Genomic DNA, 18,397 nt, shown 5'->3' on the forward strand with positions numbered 1-18,397 from the left:
GAAGCGGCCTTACGCCGACTCGACGACCTTGCCGTCCACCATCCTGATGGTGCGGGCCATACCCGCGGCCAGTTGTTCGTTGTGCGTCACGATGACCAGGGCGATGCCGGTCTGCCGCTGGATCTCGTACAAAAGCGCGTGCACCTCTTCGCTGGTCTTCATGTCCAGGTTGCCGGTCGGCTCGTCGGCCAAAAGCAGCTTCGGCTCGCGCACGAGCGCCCGCGCGATCGCGACGCGCTGCTGTTCCCCCCCGGATAGTTCCCCCGGCCGGTGCGTCACCCGGTGCGAGAGACCCACACCCTTCAGGAGTTCGAGCGCGCGCCCTTCGGCGCGGGAGCGCCTCTCGCCGCCGATGAGCAGCGGCATCATCACGTTTTCCAGCGCCGAGAACTCCGGCAGGAGGTGATGAAACTGGAAGACGAAACCTATGGAGCGGTTGCGGAAGGCGGCAAGCGGCTGGTCCGAGAGGTTGAAGATCCTCTCCCCTTCGAAGAGCACCTCCCCGGAGGTGGGACGGTCGATGGTCCCCATCACGTGCAAGAGCGTGCTCTTGCCGGCGCCCGAGGGGCCGACGAGCGCGATGGTGTCGCCCGCCGCGACGTCGAGGTCGATCCCCTTCAGCACCTCGACCGTGGCGCCGTTGCCGCCGTAGGACTTGAAGAGTCCCCTTACCTCGAGGAGGTTACTCATAGCGCAGAGCCTCCGCCGGGGCCATGCGCGAGGCGGCCCAGGAAGGGTAGAGCGTCGCGGCGAAGGAGATGATCACGGCGGTCACGCTGATCAGCACGACGTCGGACGGGATCACCTGGGACGGAAAATGGTCCAGGTAGTAGATGTCCTTGCTGAAGAGCTCGAAGCCGGTCACCTTCTGGATGGCGCCGACGATCGGCTCGAGGTTCAGCGCGACCAGGAGACCGCCCAGCACGCCGATGATGGTGCCGAAGACCCCGATGATGACCCCTTCGAAGACGAAGATGCGCATGATGCTACGGCTCGTCGCCCCCATCGACTTCAGGATGGCGATGTCGCGCGTTTTCTCCATGACCACCATGAAGAGCGTCGAGGCGATGCCGAAGGCGGCCACGAGCACGATCAGGGTCAGGATGATGAACATGACGCTCTTCTCGGTCTTCAGCGCGAAGAGGATGTTCTTGTTCATCTGCATCCAGTCGCGGGCGTGGTACGGGGGACCTAGTTCCTTGTCGATCGCCTGGGCGAGCTCGCCCGTCTTGTACACGTCGCGCACCTTGAGCTGGATCCCGGTCACCACGTCGCCAAGCCCCAGGAACTGCTGGGCCTCTTTCAGCGAGACGTAGGCGAGCGTCGAGTCGTACTCGAACATGCCGGTGTTGAAGATGCCGGTGATGCGGAAGCGGTTCAGCTTGGGCATCATGCCGAGCGGGGTGATGTTGCCCATCGGCGAGATGACGTCCACCGTGTCGCCCAGGATGAGCCCCAGGTTCTTGGCGAGCTCCTTGCCGATCACCACCCCAGGCGTCTTTCCGACCTCCGCGTCGAGCGAGGCGAGGCTCCCCTCCACCATGGACTTGTGCAGGTTGGTCACCTTGGCGTCTGTCTGCACCTCGATGCCGCGCAGCACGACCCCGGAGACGGTCCTGCCGGTGGAGAGCATCACCTGGTTGTAGATGAACGGGGTGGCAGCGACCACGCCGTCCATACCCTCGAGCTTCTTCACGACCTGCGGGTAGTCCTGCACCGCGCCGAGGCCGTTTAAGACGACGATGTGCGCGTTGGTCCCGAGGATCTTGTCCTTCAAGTCCTCCTCGAAGCCGGTCATCACCGCCAGCACGATGATGAGGGCCATGACGCCGAGCGCCACGCCGGCTACGGAGATCAGGGTGATCAGCGAGATGAAGGTCGATTTGCGCTTCGCCTTCAGGTAGCGCAGCCCTATGAGGAGCTCAAAGGGCATTACTTGCCCTCTTTACGCAGTTGCGGGAAGAGGATGACGTCGCGGATCGACGGGGAATCGGTGAGCAGCATGACCAGGCGGTCGATGCCGATCCCCTCCCCCGCGGTCGGAGGCAGACCGTACTCCAGGGCGCGGATGTAGTCCTCGTCCATGTAGTGCGCCTCTTCGTCCCCTTTGGCCTTGGCGGCGACCTGCGCCAGGAAGCGCTCCTTCTGGTCGCGCGGGTCGTTCAGCTCGGAGAAGGCGTTGGCCATCTCGCGCCCGGCGCAGAAGAATTCGAAGCGGTCGACGTAGTCGGGGTCGTGGTCGTTCTTCCTGGAAAGGGGGGAGACCTCGGTCGGGTAGTTGGTGATGAAGGTCGGCTGGATCAGCTTGGTCTCGGCGACCTCCTCGAAGATCTCGGTGATGAGCTTGCCGTAGCCTACGTCCTCGGGGAGTTCCAGGCCGATTTTCTGGGCATAGGCGTAGGCCAAGTCGCGGTCCTCGAGGCTCTTCGCATCGATGTCGCCGTACTCGAGGATGGCTTCCTTCACGGTGAAGCGTTTCCAGGGGCGCTGGAAGCTGATCGGCTCGCCGCCGTAGGTGAAGTCGAGCGTCCCGAGGAGTTCCTGGGTCACGTGGCACAAGAGCTCTTCGGTGAAATTCATCAGGTCCTCGAAGGTGGCGTAGGCCTGGTAGAACTCCATCATGGTGAACTCGGGGTTGTGACGCACCGAGATCCCTTCGTTTCTGAAGTTGCGGTTGATCTCGAAGACGCGATCGAAGCCGCCGACCACGAGGCGCTTCAGGTAGAGCTCCGGGGCGATGCGCAAAAAGAGCTCCATGTCGAGCGCGTTATGGTGCGTGACGAACGGCTTCGCGGTGGCGCCGCCGGGGATCGGCTGCATCATCGGGGTCTCGACCTCGAGGAAGTCGTTCTTCGTCATGAACTCGCGGATGAGATGCACGATGCGGGAGCGCTTGTGGAACACCTCACGCACCTCGGGGGAGACGATCAGGTCGACGTAGCGCTGGCGGTAGCGGGTCTCCACGTCGGTCAGGCCGTGGAACTTCTCGGGAAGCGGCAGAAGCGACTTGGTCAAGAGGCGCACCGCGGAGACGGCCAGGGAGAGCTCGCCGGTCTTGGTGCGGAACGGGGTCCCGGTGGCGCCGATGATGTCGCCGATATCGTAGTTCTCGAACTCGGCGAAGAGCTCCTCGCCAAGGGTGTCCTTCTTCATGTAAAGCTGCATGCGTCCCTTGCGGTCCTGCACCTGCACGAAGGCGGCCTTGCCGAAGGAACGGCGCATGATGATGCGGCCGGCGACCACGAAGGTCTGCGGGTCCTCCTCGATGACCTCCTTGTCACCGTAGGCGGCGCGCACGTCGGCCGAGGTATGCTGAGGCTTGTAATCGTTCGGGTACGGGTTGATCCCCGCCTCCCACAATGCATCTACCTTACGTCTTCTCTGCAGCAGCAGTTCGCTCAACTCTTCCATGTTATCTGCAACCTTTCTTTACCGCTTTGGGCTGTGAAACAATCCGTCAAACTAAACTATTTGCGTCAATCAAGTCAAGGCTTAAAACCCCACGCGCGCGGGCGATTATCCCTACTTGAACTTCACCGTCACCGGCGTCTCGAAAAACGCCACGGTATCCTTCACCACGGGGTTGCCGAGCTGTCCGAGATCGTTGTTGCCCCAGCCGTACCAGACGCCGTTCACGAGGGCGAAGGAAGCGGTGCCGAAGGCGGCGATGTCGGAAACGCCGGCGCTCCACTCGGGGTTGAGCGCGGTGTAGACCGCGACCAGACTGCTGGTGTCGGTGGTCGTGTTGTTGCCGAGCTGGCCGTAGAAGTTAAGCCCCAGCCCCTGCACGAACCAGGAACCGTCGTTTACGAGGGTGTCGCGCGGCCCCATGAGGAGCAGCACGTGATTGATCCCGGTGACGATCTTCTTTATGACGAAGGTCTGCCCGCCCGTGACGGCGATGGTCGGGATGACCTTGACCGGCACGGCGCTGAATGATAGCAGCGGGATCAGCGAGCCGAGCTCGCCGGAGTCGTTGTAGCCCCATCCCCACAGGGTCTGGCTGGTGATGTTGTCCTGAGCGTCACGCTGCACCTCGAGTGCGAGGCTCCCCCTGGAGAGCGCGGCGATCTGCTCGATCTTTCCGGTCGCCTCCGGGATGGTCACCTTTTTCGGGCGCGAGCTGGTGCTCGAGTACGTGCTGAAGGCGAGCTGCCCCTTCGCGTTGCTCCCCCAGGCGTACAGGTCACCGTTGGAGAAAAGGGCCATGGAGTGCAGCCACCCCGCCGTCACGTTGTTTGCGGTCAGTTGGGTCAGGTCCTCACCGTCATGCCCGGTGGAGAGCGGAGCAGGGGTCTTCGACTCGATGCTTGAGTCGTTGCCGACCTGGCGATAGCCGTTGGAGCCCCAGCCGTAAAGTTTTCCTCCGGCGATGGCGAGGGAGTGGTACCCGCCCGCGGCGATGTCGGTCACCGTGTCGGAGAAGGTAACCGTCACCGGGGAGCTGCTGTACGCGTCGGGATAGCTCGTCGAAACGGCGCTGCTCCCCAACTGGCCGTAGAGGTTGTAACCCCAGGTATGAATCTCTTTGGTACCGTTCATGACCATGCTGTGCTCGGCGCCTACGGCCCCCTTGGTCATGCCGGTCATCCCCGGCACCGGTGTGGCGCTCTCGCGCCGATCGAGGGTTCCGTCCCCGAGTTGCCCGAAACCGTTGTACCCCATGGTGAAGGTGGTGTGGTTTCTGAAGATGAGGCTGTGCTCGTAGAAGATGGAGACCGTGGAAGGGATTGTGTCTTTGGAGGATGAGCCGCCGCAGCCGTGGAGGGCGGCAGAGAGAAGCCCGGCGCAGATAAAGAACCCGAAACGCCTGCTGATTTGCATGAGGGGACCCCTTGTGAGTTAGTACAATCCGGCGGATTTAACTATACATAAACTAGAATGTCAAGGACGGACTCCTGGCCGATCGCGGTTGACACGCCGCGGTCGTTGCATGTAATAATGGCCGCTTAACAAATGGCTACAAATGCTGACAAATCCATACGGAGGTGACGATAAAAATGGCGATCGACCCGAACAAGGTCATCTACTCCATGATCGGGGTAAGCAAGTTCTACGACAAGAAACCGGTGCTGAAGGACATCTACCTCTCCTACTTCTACGGCGCGAAGATCGGCGTGCTCGGTCTTAACGGCTCGGGCAAGAGCTCCCTTTTGAAGATCCTCGCCGGCGTGGACAAGGAGTTCAACGGCAAGACCATCCTCTCCCCGGGCTACACGGTCGGCTACTTGGCGCAGGAGCCGCAGCTCGACCCGACCAAGACGGTACGTCAGTGCGTCGAGGAAGGGGTGCAGGAAATCGTCGACCTCGTCAACGAGTTCAACGAGATAAACATGAAGTTCGGTGAGGAGATGAGCGACGCCGACATGGAGAAGCTCTGCGACCGCCAGGCGAAGGTGCAGGAGAAGCTAGACCACCTGGATGCCTGGGACCTGGACAGCCGCCTGGAGCTCGCCATGGACGCCCTGCGCTGCCCCCCGCCCGAGACCAACGTGGCGAACCTCTCCGGCGGTGAGAAGCGCCGCGTCGCCCTTTGCCGCCTGCTTTTGCAGAAGCCGGACATCCTGCTTCTGGACGAGCCGACGAACCACCTGGATGCCGAGAGCGTCGCCTGGCTCGAGCAGCACCTGCAGCGCTACGCCGGCACCGTCATCGCGGTGACCCACGACCGTTACTTCCTCGACAACGTGGCAGGGTGGATCCTCGAGCTCGACCGCGGCCAGGGTATCCCGTGGCAGGGTAATTACTCGTCCTGGCTCGAGCAGAAGGAGAAGCGCCTGGCCCAGGAAGAGAAGACCGAGAGCGAGCGTCAGAAGACTTTGAAGCGCGAGCTCGAGTGGATCAGGATGTCCCCGAAGGGGCGTCACGCCAAAGGTAAGGCGCGCATCAACTCCTACGAGGACATGCTGAACACCGAGAGCGAGCAGCGTGCGAAGGACCTCGAGATCTTCATCCCGCCCGGGCCGCGTCTTGGCGGCGTGGTGGTCGAGGCCGAAAACGTCAGCAAAGGATACGGCGACAAGCTCCTCATCGAGGGGATGGAGTTCCGCCTCCCGCCGGGCGGCATCGTCGGCGTCATCGGCCCCAACGGCGCCGGCAAGACCACCCTTTTCAGGATGATCACCGGCGACGAAAAGCCGGACTCCGGCAGCTTCAAGACCGGCGAGACGGTGAAGCTTGCCTACGTGGACCAGAGCAGGGACGCGCTCGATCCGGACAAGACCATCTGGGAGGTGATCTCCGAGGGGCAGGAGCAGCTGCAGCTCGGCAAGCAGCTGGTGAATTCCCGCGCCTACGTCGCCCGCTTCAACTTCTCCGGTGCCGACCAGCAGAAGAAGGTGGGGATGCTTTCCGGCGGGGAAAGAAACCGCGTGCACCTGGCGAAGATGTTGAAAGACGGCGGCAACGTCATCCTTCTGGACGAACCGACCAACGACCTGGACGTGAACACGATGCGTGCGCTCGAGGAAGCGCTCGAGAACTTCGCCGGTTGCGCCGTGGTCATCTCCCACGACCGCTGGTTCCTGGACAGGATCGCCACCCACATCCTCGCCTTCGAGGGTGACAGCAAGGTGGTCTGGTTCGAGGGGAACTATTCCGAGTACGAGGAAGACCGCCACGCCCGCCTGGGGACCGCGGCCGACCAGCCGCACCGCATCAGGTACCGCCAGCTCACCAGGGCGTAGAGCGCCAAGCATCGCGCGCAAAGCAAAGAGGGGCGGCCATAATGGCCGCCCCTCTGTTTTTTTGTCCGACCCGTCCGACCCGTCCGACTAGGCCGACCGGTCCGAGTCCGACTGCCTTTCCTTGCGCACCACGCCGTACACCACCTCGTAGGTGGCGGGTATCCCCGCTTCGCCTCCGAAATGCTCGCGGTAGCTCCGCATCATGTCCAGCATGACCCGCCGCTCGGCAAGCCCCTTCCCGCTTGCCGGTGCGGTGCTCCCGGCGCCGATCTTCTTGAGCGAGCGCAGAAGCTCCGGCACGTCGGGGTGCAGCTCCACCTCCAGCTCGGAACTCACGCGCGCGCCTCTGAAACCGGCCCGCTCGAGCGCTTCCAGCACCTCGGTGCACGAAAAGAAACTGTGCGTGCGGTCATCCCCCCCCTGCAGCACGCTCCGGTAAGAATCGCGCAACTCGAACAAAGTCTTGTCGCCGAAAAGGGCGAAGCAGAAGACGCCTCCCGGGTCCAGCACGCGCAGCGCCTCGCCGAACGCCTTGTCCAGACAGGGAAGCCACTGGTAGGTCGAGGTGGAAACGACGACGTCGAAGAAGTCCGCCTCGAAGGGGAGCGCCTCCGCATCGGCGGGCATCACCCGCACCCGCCGCCCGGCGAGGTTCCCCGCCGCGGTGGCGCACATCCCGGGTGCCAAATCCACCCCGACGGCCTCCATCTCCGGGTAGAGCCCGGTAAGGCGCGCAAGGAGCCGTCCGGTTCCGGCGCCGATGTCCAAAAGCCGCACCGGTGCAACCCGCTCCGCCTGCAAAAGCCCGATCACCTTCTCGACCACGCGCCCCTGCACGACGGCGTGACTGTCGTAATCGGCGGCCTGCCGGTGAAACGAATCCCGCACCCTCTCTCTGTCTATATCTGCCGCCATAACCACCTTTCGAATAACGTCCCCTCCCCCGGAGGGGGGAGTTTGCCGGCCGCTGCCGCGTCTGATCTGACTACAGTCCCGCGATGAACTCCCTGAGCTGCGCGTTGAACTGTTCCGGCCTGCTCATGAAGGGTGCATGCCCGCACCCCGGGTAGATCTCCACGCGCGCTTCCGGAAGCCGCTCCCCCATGTAGCGCGAGGCCGAGGCGGGACAGACGGTGTCGAGTTCGCCGTGCACGAGGAGCACCGGCCGGTCCACGCCGGGGAGTCCGTCCCGCAGGTCGGCGCTCGACAGGATGTCCAGCGACCGTAGCGCCGCCTCGGAGTCCGGTCCGCGCCCACCCATCACGATCTCGTGGACGATGCGCTGGTACAGCGCGTGATCCAGCTCCCCCTCGGCGAACATCCCCTTGAAGAAGTCCCCCATGGTCTTCTGGCGATCACGCCGCAGCCTGAGCCCCATCCCCTTCACCTCGACCGGGGGCTTGCCGTGCGGGTAGTCGTCGCAGCTTGCGTACCTCGGGTTACCGCCCACCAGCACCATCCCGGCCAGGCGTTCCCTGAGCGCGGGGAAGGCGTGCAGCGCCACCTGCGTCCCCATGGACCAGCCGACGAGGACCGCATCCGTGAGCGCGTGCCCCTCAAAAAAGGAGACGAGGTCGGAGGCGTAGTCGTCCAGGGTGTAAGAACCCGCCGGAGCCGACTGGCCGTGCCCCCGCAGGTCCAGGAAGATCAGGCGCGCCGTATCGGCGAGCTCACGCTGAAAGCTCCAGGCCTTTCCGGACATGGCCCAGCCGTGCAAGAATACCACCGGCCTTCCGGCCCCTATTTCCTGAAAATGCATCATGGTAAAACCTCTAAAGCTCAACACAGAGGACACGGAGGAAAAGCATCCTTTGGTTACTACAAGACAGGTTTTCCTCTGTGCTGCACTGGCTTTTCCTCTGTGACCTCTGTGATCAGGCTTTTGATTTAAACTACGCCCAGTTTCTTACCCACGCGGGCGATTGCGTCGGCGGCGGTCTCAAGATCCGCAGGCTCGTGGGTGGCCATGATGGTGCAACGCAGGCGGCAGCTCCCGGCCGGAACGGTCGGGGGGCGGATCCCCTGCAGGAAGATCCCCTCCTCGAGGAGTTCCTGGCTGAAGCGCATGGTGGCCTCCGCCGGACCGACGAAGATCGGGACGATCTGGGTCTCGCTCCCCATGGTGTCGAAGCCGGCTCCCGTCAGCCGCTCCTTGAAGAGTGCTACGTTTGCCGCCAGCCTGTCGCGCAGCTCCTTCCCTTCCGCCGAGTCGACCAGGTCGAGCGCCGCGATGGACGGGGCGAGCACCGCAGGGGGCATCGAGGTGGAGAAGATGAAGCTCCTCGCCTTGTTGACGAGGTAGTCGCAGATCGTTTCCGATGCCGCGGCATAGGCGCCGAAGCTCCCCAGCCCCTTCCCCAGCGTCCCCATGTGGATGTCGACGTCGCCCATGACGCCCAAGAGCTCGGCGGTGCCGCGACCGGTGGCGCCGAGGACGCCGGTGCCGTGAGCGTCGTCGACCATGAGGAGCGCGTCGTAGCGCCTGGCTAGCCGCACCATCTCCTTGAGCGGAGCGATGTCGCCGTCCATGCTGAAGACGCCGTCGGTCACGATGAGGCGCCGGCCGCTCCCCCCCTTATCCTCGAGCAGCCGCTCCAACCCCGCCATGTCGCGGTGACCGAAGCGATGGAAGTTGGCTCGGGAAAGGAGGGCGCCGTCCACGATGCTCGCGTGGTTCAGTTTGTCGGAGAAGATGGCGTCGCCGCGGCCGACCAGGGCCGAGATGATACCGGTGTTGGCGGCATAACCGGAGTTGAAGACGAGGGCCCGCTCGGTCCCTTTGAACCTGGCAATGCGCTCCTCGAGACGCGCGTGCAGCTCCATGGTGCCTGATACCAGGCGCGACGCGCCGCTGCCTACCCCGAACGCCACCCCCATGACCGCCGCACTGCGCAGCGCCGGGTGGTCGGCAAGCCCCAGGTAGTTGTTGGAGCAGAGCATGAGCACACGCCTTCCTTCCAGCTCCACGTGACTTCCCTGCGCGCCGCTGATCACCCTCATGCTGCGGTACAGCCCCTCTTCACGCAATTTATCCAGTTCTTCTGCGAATGTCGGCACGGCCTCTCCTTTCCGCTCAGGGTGAGTCGAGCCTCTGTTATTAGCACAGCGGCCGGGGGACGTCAACCTGACAACCCGCACTGGTTGACAACTGCATGCGATTATTCAAATATCGCGGCACACCCGGCAGGATTCACGCGCCGGGACGTTTGCACTCGGAATGACGATGTGCTACCTTCGCGGTCGGGCAATCTCGGCAGGTAAAAGCGAAAGGGAAGCAGTGATGCGTGGACTAAAATATCTGGCGGGCTATTCGGAGCAGGTGACCTCCAAGGTGCAGCGGCTCCTCGAAGCCAACGAACTCGGCAGTGTGCTCCTTTCCAAATACCCCACCCCGCACGGCTTCACCACGGACCGGTCGCTCTACGACTTCACCATGGGCATAAAGAACGAGTACCTCCGCAAGTCGCAGCCGCTCAGCAAGGTGGTCTACGATCCGAAGATCAGCGTGATCAACCACGCCTTGGGGCTCCACAGCTTCGTCTCGCGGGTGCAGGGCGCGAAGCTCACCGCCAAAAACGAGATCAGGGTGGCGAGCATGTTCCGGGTCGCCCCGGTGGAGTTCCTGAGGATGATCGTCGTGCACGAGCTCGCCCACCTGAAGGAGAAGGAGCACAACAAGGCCTTCTACCAGCTCTGCGAGTACATGGAGCCCGACTACCACCAGCTCGAGTTCGACACCAGGCTGTACCTGACCTGCCTGGAAACGGCCGGGGCGCTCTACAAGGAAAATCCCCCCGCATAGCCCCTTCGAGACTTCCTCCCGCGCATTGACAACGGAAGCCCTCCCGCTAGCATTGAGCTGTCGCAAGATTGGAAAACTCCAACACGGCTGTCCGCGGAGGTACCCATGTCATTCGCGCTCTACATCATCGGCTTCATCCTCATCATCTCCGGGGTCGCCTGGGCCCTGGTCACCGCAGGCATCGCCGTCTTCAAGATCGCCATCGTCTGCATCATACTCCTGGGTATCGGCATCCTGACCGGCGTGGTGCACACCCGCCCGAAGGACCCGCCGCGGGGGCCGCTCGCCTGATCGGACGCCTCCTCGTGCCGCAAAAAAAGAGACCCGCCGGGTACCCGACGGGTCTCTTCGCGTTTCCGGCTCCGGCAGCCTCTCTAGACTGCCAGCACCGTCGGCGGCAGCGGCAGCGCCTCCCGTTTCGGCCCCTCCACCTCCACCTGCCTGACAAAGGGCATGCCGAGGGTCTTTGCAAGGGTGAGCTGCGCCGGGTCCTGGAAGCCGGCAACACCGATGGTCACCGAGTCCTGAAGGACGTTCAGCTTCAGGGTGCGATGCAGGTGATCCGGCCATGAAAAGATGGTGCTCCAGTTGGAGTCGGTCTCCCACCTGACGACGGAATGGTGGATGCCGTGCATCCTTGGTGTCACGATCAGCCGGCACAGACGCCGCTCGACCCGGTGCGGGAGTCTCACGTTCGAGTGATGGAACAGAATCGCCATGAGGGTAAGGGTCTGCCACATGGCAAGGGCGAAGGGGGAGACGCCGATCAGCCGGACCTGGGCCGCCCGCCACGGTACGGACAGGAGCAACTCGCCGAAGTGGAAACGAAGCGCCGTGCTCGCGTCCAGATCGAGGTCTACGTGGTGCGGCTTGTGGAAGCGCCAAAGGAGCGGGATCTTGTGGGTCAGCACATGCCAGATGAACAGCGTGTAGTCCAGAAGCAGAACCGACAGCGCCACCTCGGCAAACCTGGGAAGGCCCAGGAGTTTGACCGCCCCCAGCCGGTTTTTCTGCACATGATGGGCTAGGGGAACCACCGCCGGCTTCTCGGCGAGGCCGACCGTGGTCGCCGCGATGAGGGCGAAGGCGGCGTTGCGTCCGTTTCTCCTCAGCTTGTCTTCCCGCTCTTTCCTGAGCGGGCGTCTGAGTTCCATGACGGCTACGGTTGCCACGGTGCCGACGATCAGCAACGCGTTCAACCACCGGGGAAGCTCCCGTCTCATCGGGTCAACGGTCCTTGCCATGTACACCCCTCCTCTGCAACCTCATTCAACGCCCTTTCCCAAGCAGACGATGCACCAGTTCAGCGACCACCGTCCATGTTATGTGGTTTCCCATTTCCTTCACGCTTGGCTGCCACGGGATGCGGTTCAGCCCCGGCGACATGCCGAGCGCCGGCGCGATCACGCCGTCGCAGGCGAAGAAGAAGGGGATCGCGAAGGGGAGCCCGCCCCAGCTGGAAAGTGCCGGGAACCTCCTCCGCAGCCCGCCATGGATCGCTCCCCACCCCAGCCCGTAGAGCACGCCGAACACCGCCTTGGCGCGCTCCTTCTCCTCTCTTTTCAGCCTGCGTCCCGCGATTCTTTCGGCGAAGCGCGGCCCGGCCACCTGGTGCGCCGGCGCCTCGCGCACACGCCGGTCGCGCCTTTTCTGCCTCTCGCTGACCAGCCGGTCCAGGAGCCTGTCCGAGGCGTTCGCCGCCGCACCGGCAATCAAGCCGGCGGCCATCGCGACAAGGACCGGATGCCTCTGCGTCATCGAACCGTCACTTCCCGTTGCCATGACACACCCCCTTGCGATCTCGCTGTTTTATTTCCAGTGCCCAGCGGAACCTCGCCCATTGTAACGACGCCCGAGCGCCTGTCAATTTTGGGCACCACCCTTTGTCGTCGCATGGTTTCAACACCGCCGTCGGCTTGACCGCATGAGAGGGCGTTTTATAATTGGCTAGTTCAAAATACCCGGCAGGCACGACACGCACAAGGAGGCTCCCATGCTCATCCGCACCCTTCAGGTGGTGGTTCATTGCGAACACAAGACGCTGTGGGACATGCTGGTCGACCGGCTGCACCACCCGGAGCGCTACGCACTGGGGATCGCCGACGTGCGTCTCTCCGAGGAAGCACCGGATACTTTCATATCCGAGATGACAGTACACGGCGATCCGGTGCGGGAGCGGGTGATTCTGCGCCCCTACGACGGGGAGATGCGCCACGAACTGCTGGAGCACCCGCAGTTCACCGGCTTCATCGTCCGCAAGATCCTGAAATCGGCCCGGCAGAGCCCGGTGGCGCCGCTCTACCTCGAGTACGACCTGGATCTCTTACGAAAGTCCCTCCAGGTTCACGGACTGGTACGGGAGGAAGAGGAGATCATCACCGACCTGGAGACGGAGATGCAGAAGATACGTTCGCGGGCTGAAGAATTGGATGCGAGGGGGTGAGAGATGCGGGTTAAACTTTTTCTGCTCAACACGGTTGCGGTGGGGATGCTGACGGCGTCGGCCTTCGCGGCGTCGCCCGACTGGTTCATGCTGGACGAAAACGAGGACTCGAGCTTCTTCTTCGACCGAAGCGGCGTGACCCCGTTGCGGGAAGGGGTCCTCCAGGTGAGGACGCGGGTGGTGTACAGTGACCAAGGAAGAAAGGATGCCCTGAAGGTCCTCAAGGAGCTGCCGGACTCGGCGCCGCTGTATGAAACCCTCTACAGCTACGAGATCAACTGCACGGAGCGGGAGGGGCACCTCCTGGCCGCGACCCACCTCGACAGGAAAGGCGGCACGCTGAGAAGCACCGACCTCTCCGCCGTCACCCAATGGGAGTACCTCCCCCCCGATACCAGGATGGGGCTCGTCCTCGGACAGGCCTGCACCCGCTAACCGTCAACGCTTCCGGTATTCCTGCCTGAGCACGAGGTCCATGAGCACCAGGGCGGCCATCGCCTCGACGACGGGGACGGCGCGCGGCACGATGCACGGATCGTGGCGCCCCTTCGCCTCGAGCACCGCTTCGCTGCCGTCGAAGCGAGCCGTCTTCTGCGGCAGCGCCACCGTGGCCGGCGGCTTGAACGCCACACGGAAGTAGACCGGCTCCCCGTTGGAAATCCCCCCCTGCACCCCGCCCGAATAGTTGCTGGAGGTCCCGAGCCTTTCTCCCTTACTGACGAAGGGGTCGTTGTGGGCACTTCCCAGCATGCGGCTGCCGCCGAAACCGGAGCCGATCTCGAACCCTTTGGATGCGGGGATGGAGAGCATGGCATGGGCCAAAAGGGCGTCCAGCTTGTCGAAGACCGGCTCGCCGAGCCCGGCCGGGATGTTGCGGCAGACGCAGGAGACCATTCCACCTACCGAGTCCCTGTTGTCGCGCACCTGGGCGATCAGGTCGGCCATCGCCTGGGCCATGGCGGGGTTGCCGCAGCGCACCGGGTGTGCGTCCACCACCTTGCGGGTGATCCCCGCGAGGTCGACCGGCCCGGCATCGATCGCCCCGACGGCGTCCACCCAGGCGACGATCTCGATCCCGTAACGCTCGAAGAGGTACTTCTCGGCGATGGCGCCCGCCGCCACCCGGCCGATGGTCTCGCGCGCGGAGGAGCGTCCGCCGCCGCTCGAGGCGCGCACGCCGTACTTCATCTGGTAGGTGTAGTCGGCATGGGAGGGGCGGGGAACCTCCGCCATCTCCTCGTAGTCCCCCGGGCGCTGGTCGCGGTTATGCACCATGAGGCCGATGGGGGTCCCGAGGGTGACACCCCCCTCGACGCCGGAAAGGATGGTGACGATGTCCTCCTCCTCGCGGGGAGTGCTGAGCTCGCTCTGCCCGGGACGGCGGCGGTCGAGCTGCGGCTGGATGTCCGCCTCGGACAGTTGCATCCCGGCCGGAGCCCCGTCGATGACGGCGCCGACCGCCTTGCAGTGGCTCTCGCCGAAGGTGGAAACCCTGAAGATCGTTCCGAATACCGATGACATGTTCAGCTCCTTGTCCTGCCCGCCGTGCGGTTCTTAGCCACGACCACGACGAGGCTGCGGGGTGGAAGACGGTAACTCTCCCCCTCGACGAGCGGCAACTCGTCCCACGGGGCGATGTCGTCCGGGGCATCGAGGGAGGTGTCGATCCAGCGGTGCCATCTCCCCCCCGGAAGCTTCCTGGGCGAGGGGAGCATGAAAGAGAGCGGCTCCCAGTAGGCGTTCACCATGTAATGGAACACGAGGCTCTTCGTGTTGCTGCGGACGGTGAGGGCGATGCTGTGCGACTCGTGGCTCCAGTCCGGCGTCCCGAGGCGGACGCCATGCCACTCAAGGCGCGCCTGCCCGAGCAGCCGGCTGAGCGAGATGGAATCCGACGACGCCTCGCTCTGCCTGAGGCGTGCCCGGATCAGTTCCTTCGTGAAGCGGTGGATGTCGGCATGTTCCTCGACCTTGTTCCAGTCGAACCAGCCGATCTCGTTGTCCTGGCAGTAGGCGTTGTTGTTTCCAAGCTGGGTGCGCCGCGCCTCGTCACCCATCAGGATCATCGGCGTTCCGAGGGCGAGCAGGGTGACCGCGACGAAGTTCTTCACCTGGCGCTTGCGCAGCGCCTCGATGGCGGCATTATCCGTCGGCCCCTCCACGCCGCAGTTCCAGCTTGCGTTCGCGTCGGAGCCGTCGCGGTTTCCTTCACCGTTCGCCTCGTTGTGCTTTTTGTTGTATGAGACGAGGTCGTTCAGGGTGAAGCCGTCATGGCAGGTGACGAAGTTGATGCTCTGCTCCGGCTCGCGCTCCTGGTGCCCGTAGATATCGGGGCTTGCCAGGATGCGCGCGGCAAAGCGGGAAACCATCCCCTCGTCCCCCTTCAGGAAGCTGCGCACGTCGTCGCGGAACTCGCCGTTCCACTCCTTCCAGCTGTCCCCGATGAAGCTCCCCACCTGGTAGAGCCCCCCTGCGTCCCACGCCTCGGCGATGAGCTTTATGCCTGCCAACGCCGGGTCGGACTCGATGTCCCAGAGGATGGGGGGATCCTTGAGCGGACGCCCTTGGCCGTCGCGGGAAAGTATGGAGGCGAGGTCGAAACGGAAGCCGTCGACGTGCATCTCCTTCACCCAGTAATGCAGGGAGTCGATGATGAGCCGGCGCACCACGTGGTGGTTCGCGTTAAGCGTGTTGCCGCAGCCGGTGTGGTTTAAGTAGCTGCCGTCGGGGGCGAGCGAGTAGTAGACGTCGTTGGCGAAGCCGCGGAAGCAGAAGGTGGGGCCGTTGTGGTCCCCCTCGGAGGTGTGGTTGTAGACCACGTCGAGGATCACCTCGATCCCGGCCTTGTGCAGCGCCTTCACCATGTCCCGGAACTCGTCCAGGGGACCTAGCGGTCCCTGCTTGGAGCTGTAGGCGGCGTGGGGAGCGAAGAAGGAGACCGGGCTGTAGCCCCAGTAGTTGCGCAGCCCGAGGGGAGCGTCGAGAGGGTCGAACTGGAATACCGGGAGCAGTTCCACCGCGGTGATGCCCAACTCCTTCAGGTAGGGGATCTTCTCGATGAGCCCCGCGTAGGTGCCGCGTTTGTCGCCGGAGACTCCCGAGGATGGGTGCCTGGTGAACCCGGCCACGTGCATCTCGTAGATGACGGTACTGGAATAGGGACGCTTGAGCGGCTGGTCCCCCTCCCAGTTGTAGCCGCGGGGATCGGCCACGACACTCTTCATGGCGCTCGCCGCGTTGTCGCCGGGAAGGCACGCGTCCCCCCGGCAGTAGCCGTCCGGAACGGCGACGGCACGGCCGTAGGGGTCGATGAGGACCTTGCCGGGATCGAAGCGGCGCCCGCGCTGCGGTTCGAAGGGACCCGCGACGCGGTAACCGTAGAGCTGCCCCGCGCCGATGCCCGGAACGAAGACGTGCCAGTAGTGGTAGGTGCGGTTCTGTTTAGGATCGAGGGTGATGACACGGGAAGGGACTGCGTCGTCGGCGCGGTCGAAGAGGAGCAGTTCGACGCCGCTGCAATCCCTGGCGAAGACGCTGAAGTTCACCCCGCCGGGGGTGACGGTCGCGCCCAGGGGCGAGGTGTTTCCCTTGAGCTGCTCCGCGTTCTTCCTAACCGATCTTCCGCTCGAATTGGCCATGATAGCTTCCGCCCCGTTGAACATGCTCTAGCTGGGAGGCTGTGAGACTCACTTTTCCCCTGTCAGACTATAAAGCATCCTGGTTCCCAGTCAAACCGCGCCTGTTTGATACAGTCACGAAGACAGTGGCACCGAGCGCGATGACTGCGCAGAGCCAGCCGATCCAGTCGCCAACAGCGCCGTAGACTGTTTTCCCCTCCAGAAGCGGCACCCGGTCCACAAGCACCTCCCTGGTCCAGACACCGGTGCGGCTCGTGATGCGTCCGGCCGGGTCGACGAAGGCGGAGATCCCGGTGTTGGTGACCCGCACCAGGGAGCGGCGGTTTTCGATGGAACGAAAGCTAGCGAGAGCCAGGTGCTCCATCGGTTCCGTGGAGTTTCCGTACCAGGAGTCGTTGGTCAGGTTGAACATGACCGCCGGGGTCCGCCCCTCGCGCCCCCCGCGCATCAGCTTCCTGATATGGGTGGGGAAGATGTCCTCGTAGCAGATGCTCACCGACAGGAGGTGCGGTCCGAGTTTGAGCGGCTCGACGCTTTTCCCGGAGAAGAATTTGCTGCTGTACGGGGACCAGGAGTACAGGATCGGGAAAACGTCGCCGAAGGGGATGTACTCGCCGAAGGGAACGAGTACGGTCTTGTCGTAGGTCCCGAGGATCTTGCCCGAGGCGTCGGCAAGAAGTGCGCTGTTGTAGAAACGGGTCTCCCCCTCCTCGTTCAACTGGAGGCAGGCCCCGAAGAGCAGCGGAACCTTCAGGTCACCGAGGGCCCAAGTCGGTATGGTCCCCTCGCGCGAGGAAAGCCCCAGGCTCAGCACTCCCTCCGGCCAGACCACGAGGTCGGCCTTCTTCGCCGCGAGCAGTGCCTTCGACATATCGCGGTGCTCCTGCTGTATCGCTTCCGGCGAAAGGTGGAGGTCGGCCGCGCCGCGGTTGGTCTGCACGAGACCGACGGTTAGCTGCTTGGCCCCGGCGACCTTGCGGTCCACCTCGCGGATGCGGAACTCGCCGTAAGCGACCACAAGAGCCAGGGTAACCCCGAGCGCAGCCGCCGCGCGCCACGGCATCCCTTTACCTTCGAGCCGGCAGGCAAGGAGGCGGTACAGCGTCGCGTTGATGTAGACCACGAGGAAAGAGACGCCGAGGACACCGGCGAAGTCGGCGATCTGGGTGAGGTGCGGGACCTTGTACTGGCTCGCGCCCAGGTAGTTCGGGAATACCTCGGGCCAGACCTTCTCCATGGCGGTCCAGAGCACGGGAGCGATCCAGACCAGGTGGCGCTCCTGTCCGCGGGTGAGGAGACTCACCCCCCAGGCCCAGGCCGCCAGCACGACCCCGTTGGCCGCAGCCAAAAGGACGAGTCCGATGACGCCGACCGCCATTGGGGCACCGGCGAACTGCTGGAACATCTGGATGATCCAGTAGAAGCCGCCGCCGTGTCCCACGATACCGGCGACCCAGCCGAGGAGGAAGGCGCGTCGCGGGCGCACGTCGCGGATGGCCCAGAGAAGCGGGAGAAGAAAGATCCACTCGAGGTAGAACTGGTCGAAGCCGGCGTAACCCAGGAACATCAGGATGCCGGTCAGAATGGCGGCGCCCCAGGGAGCAAAGGGGTGGGAGTTGCTGGAAGTAGTCAAAACGACCTCTGTTTTTTGTTGATGGCGCCTCGCGCGCCCCCGCACGATACCACAACGGCATGACAACCACAATCCGGCAGGGCGCCGGCGCAGGCCGATAGATGTGCTTGAGAGGAACCTGACCCTTTCCTACACCTTTTGCCTGGGAGGCACGCCTTCACCGGCGGCATCTCCCCCCACCAGCCCACCAGCCCA

The 18,397-nt window shown here is 63.8% G+C and carries 17 protein-coding genes; 5 read left to right on the forward strand and 12 right to left on the reverse strand.

Going from position 1 to position 18,397, the window contains the following annotated elements:
* Positions 1–9: 9 nt before the first annotated feature.
* The 4 genes from D6Z24_RS20270 to D6Z24_RS20285 all read right to left on the reverse strand — a co-directional run bounded on the left by D6Z24_RS20270 (position 10) and on the right by D6Z24_RS20285 (position 4,824).
* Positions 10–690 (reverse strand): ABC transporter ATP-binding protein, encoded by a 681-nt coding sequence (locus D6Z24_RS20270; protein ID WP_129128433.1) that lies wholly within the window; start codon positions 688–690, stop codon positions 10–12.
* Positions 683–1,933, reverse strand: a complete 1,251-nt coding sequence (locus D6Z24_RS20275) for a lipoprotein-releasing ABC transporter permease subunit (RefSeq protein WP_129128434.1) — start codon at positions 1,931–1,933, stop codon at positions 683–685. The genes D6Z24_RS20270 and D6Z24_RS20275 overlap by 8 nt, the downstream gene beginning before the upstream one ends.
* Complete coding sequence (gene lysS, locus D6Z24_RS20280) at positions 1,933–3,411, reverse strand: lysine--tRNA ligase (RefSeq protein ID WP_129128435.1); 1,479 nt, start codon at positions 3,409–3,411, stop codon at positions 1,933–1,935. The genes D6Z24_RS20275 and lysS overlap by 1 nt, the downstream gene beginning before the upstream one ends.
* Before the next feature lie 111 nt (positions 3,412–3,522).
* Positions 3,523–4,824: an RCC1 domain-containing protein gene (locus D6Z24_RS20285; RefSeq protein WP_129128436.1), complete on the reverse strand. Its 1,302-nt coding sequence runs from the start codon at positions 4,822–4,824 to the stop codon at positions 3,523–3,525.
* 176 nt (positions 4,825–5,000) lie between these two features.
* On the opposite strand from D6Z24_RS20285, the gene ettA reads away from it, so the two are divergent.
* A complete protein-coding gene (gene ettA, locus D6Z24_RS20290) occupies positions 5,001–6,686 on the forward strand; it encodes an energy-dependent translational throttle protein EttA (protein WP_129128437.1) in 1,686 nt (561 codons plus the stop codon).
* 87 nt (positions 6,687–6,773) lie between these two features.
* Here the strand turns inward: ettA and D6Z24_RS20295 are convergent, their stop codons facing one another.
* The 3 genes from D6Z24_RS20295 to bioF form a co-directional block, all read right to left on the reverse strand.
* Positions 6,774–7,601, reverse strand: a complete 828-nt coding sequence (locus tag D6Z24_RS20295) for a methyltransferase domain-containing protein (RefSeq protein ID WP_129128438.1) — start codon at positions 7,599–7,601, stop codon at positions 6,774–6,776.
* A gap of 70 nt (positions 7,602–7,671) precedes the next feature.
* On the reverse strand, positions 7,672–8,448 hold the full coding sequence (locus tag D6Z24_RS20300) for an alpha/beta fold hydrolase (RefSeq protein WP_129128439.1): 777 nt from the start codon (positions 8,446–8,448) through the stop codon (positions 7,672–7,674).
* Positions 8,449–8,573: 125 nt separating this feature from the next.
* Positions 8,574–9,743 carry an 8-amino-7-oxononanoate synthase gene (bioF, locus tag D6Z24_RS20305; protein ID WP_129128440.1) on the reverse strand — a complete coding sequence of 390 codons (1,170 nt, stop codon included), beginning with the start codon at positions 9,741–9,743 and terminating at the stop codon, positions 8,574–8,576.
* A 223-nt stretch (positions 9,744–9,966) separates the two neighbouring features.
* On the opposite strand from bioF, the gene D6Z24_RS20310 reads away from it, so the two are divergent.
* Complete coding sequence (locus D6Z24_RS20310; RefSeq protein ID WP_129128441.1) at positions 9,967–10,488, forward strand: M48 metallopeptidase family protein; 522 nt, start codon at positions 9,967–9,969, stop codon at positions 10,486–10,488.
* A 105-nt stretch (positions 10,489–10,593) separates the two neighbouring features.
* Entirely contained in the window at positions 10,594–10,779 is a 186-nt protein-coding gene (locus tag D6Z24_RS20315) for a hypothetical protein (protein WP_129128442.1), read from the forward strand.
* Positions 10,780–10,862: 83 nt separating this feature from the next.
* On the opposite strand, the gene D6Z24_RS20320 is transcribed toward D6Z24_RS20315, so the two are convergent.
* Positions 10,863–11,732, reverse strand: coding sequence for a sterol desaturase family protein (locus D6Z24_RS20320; RefSeq protein WP_129128443.1), 870 nt, complete (start codon positions 11,730–11,732; stop codon positions 10,863–10,865).
* A 25-nt stretch (positions 11,733–11,757) separates the two neighbouring features.
* A complete protein-coding gene (locus D6Z24_RS20325) occupies positions 11,758–12,270 on the reverse strand; it encodes a DUF1440 domain-containing protein (protein WP_129128444.1) in 513 nt (170 codons plus the stop codon).
* Between the two features lie 211 nt (positions 12,271–12,481).
* Between D6Z24_RS20325 and D6Z24_RS20330 the strand changes: the two genes are divergently transcribed.
* Positions 12,482–12,931 carry a hypothetical protein gene (locus D6Z24_RS20330; RefSeq protein ID WP_129128445.1) on the forward strand — a complete coding sequence of 150 codons (450 nt, stop codon included), beginning with the start codon at positions 12,482–12,484 and terminating at the stop codon, positions 12,929–12,931.
* A 3-nt stretch (positions 12,932–12,934) separates the two neighbouring features.
* On the forward strand, positions 12,935–13,366 hold the full coding sequence (locus D6Z24_RS20335; RefSeq protein WP_129128446.1) for a hypothetical protein: 432 nt from the start codon (positions 12,935–12,937) through the stop codon (positions 13,364–13,366).
* Between the two features lie 3 nt (positions 13,367–13,369).
* Here the strand turns inward: D6Z24_RS20335 and aroC are convergent, their stop codons facing one another.
* The 3 genes from aroC to lnt form a co-directional block, all read right to left on the reverse strand.
* Complete coding sequence (aroC, locus tag D6Z24_RS20340) at positions 13,370–14,452, reverse strand: chorismate synthase (RefSeq protein WP_129128447.1); 1,083 nt, start codon at positions 14,450–14,452, stop codon at positions 13,370–13,372.
* Positions 14,453–14,454: 2 nt separating this feature from the next.
* Complete coding sequence (gene glgX, locus D6Z24_RS20345; protein WP_129128448.1) at positions 14,455–16,569, reverse strand: glycogen debranching protein GlgX; 2,115 nt, start codon at positions 16,567–16,569, stop codon at positions 14,455–14,457.
* Between the two features lie 67 nt (positions 16,570–16,636).
* Positions 16,637–18,202 carry an apolipoprotein N-acyltransferase gene (gene lnt, locus D6Z24_RS20350; protein ID WP_246014746.1) on the reverse strand — a complete coding sequence of 522 codons (1,566 nt, stop codon included), beginning with the start codon at positions 18,200–18,202 and terminating at the stop codon, positions 16,637–16,639.
* Between the last annotated feature and the right edge of the window lie 195 nt (positions 18,203–18,397).

The organism is Geomonas oryzae (genome assembly GCF_004117875.1).
GTDB lineage: Bacteria > Desulfobacterota > Desulfuromonadia > Geobacterales > Geobacteraceae > Geomonas > Geomonas oryzae.

Excerpts from the sequence above, each read along its gene's own strand:
- aroC (WP_129128447.1), bottom strand. The coding sequence starts at position 14,452 with ATGTCATCGGTATTCGGAACGATCTTCAGGGTTTCCACCTTCGGCGAG.
- D6Z24_RS20275 (WP_129128434.1), bottom strand. The coding sequence starts at position 1,933 with ATGCCCTTTGAGCTCCTCATAGGGCTGCGCTACCTGAAGGCGAAGCGC.
- ettA (WP_129128437.1), top strand. The coding sequence starts at position 5,001 with ATGGCGATCGACCCGAACAAGGTCATCTACTCCATGATCGGGGTAAGC.
- D6Z24_RS20285 (WP_129128436.1), bottom strand. The coding sequence starts at position 4,824 with ATGCAAATCAGCAGGCGTTTCGGGTTCTTTATCTGCGCCGGGCTTCTC.
- glgX (WP_129128448.1), bottom strand. The coding sequence starts at position 16,569 with ATGGCCAATTCGAGCGGAAGATCGGTTAGGAAGAACGCGGAGCAGCTC.
- D6Z24_RS20310 (WP_129128441.1), top strand. The coding sequence starts at position 9,967 with ATGCGTGGACTAAAATATCTGGCGGGCTATTCGGAGCAGGTGACCTCC.
- D6Z24_RS20335 (WP_129128446.1), top strand. The coding sequence starts at position 12,935 with ATGCGGGTTAAACTTTTTCTGCTCAACACGGTTGCGGTGGGGATGCTG.
- D6Z24_RS20320 (WP_129128443.1), bottom strand. The coding sequence starts at position 11,732 with ATGGCAAGGACCGTTGACCCGATGAGACGGGAGCTTCCCCGGTGGTTG.
- D6Z24_RS20325 (WP_129128444.1), bottom strand. The coding sequence starts at position 12,270 with ATGGCAACGGGAAGTGACGGTTCGATGACGCAGAGGCATCCGGTCCTT.
- lysS (WP_129128435.1), bottom strand. The coding sequence starts at position 3,411 with ATGGAAGAGTTGAGCGAACTGCTGCTGCAGAGAAGACGTAAGGTAGAT.
- D6Z24_RS20315 (WP_129128442.1), top strand. The coding sequence starts at position 10,594 with ATGTCATTCGCGCTCTACATCATCGGCTTCATCCTCATCATCTCCGGG.
- D6Z24_RS20270 (WP_129128433.1), bottom strand. The coding sequence starts at position 690 with ATGAGTAACCTCCTCGAGGTAAGGGGACTCTTCAAGTCCTACGGCGGC.
- D6Z24_RS20300 (WP_129128439.1), bottom strand. The coding sequence starts at position 8,448 with ATGATGCATTTTCAGGAAATAGGGGCCGGAAGGCCGGTGGTATTCTTG.
- D6Z24_RS20330 (WP_129128445.1), top strand. The coding sequence starts at position 12,482 with ATGCTCATCCGCACCCTTCAGGTGGTGGTTCATTGCGAACACAAGACG.
- D6Z24_RS20295 (WP_129128438.1), bottom strand. The coding sequence starts at position 7,601 with ATGGCGGCAGATATAGACAGAGAGAGGGTGCGGGATTCGTTTCACCGG.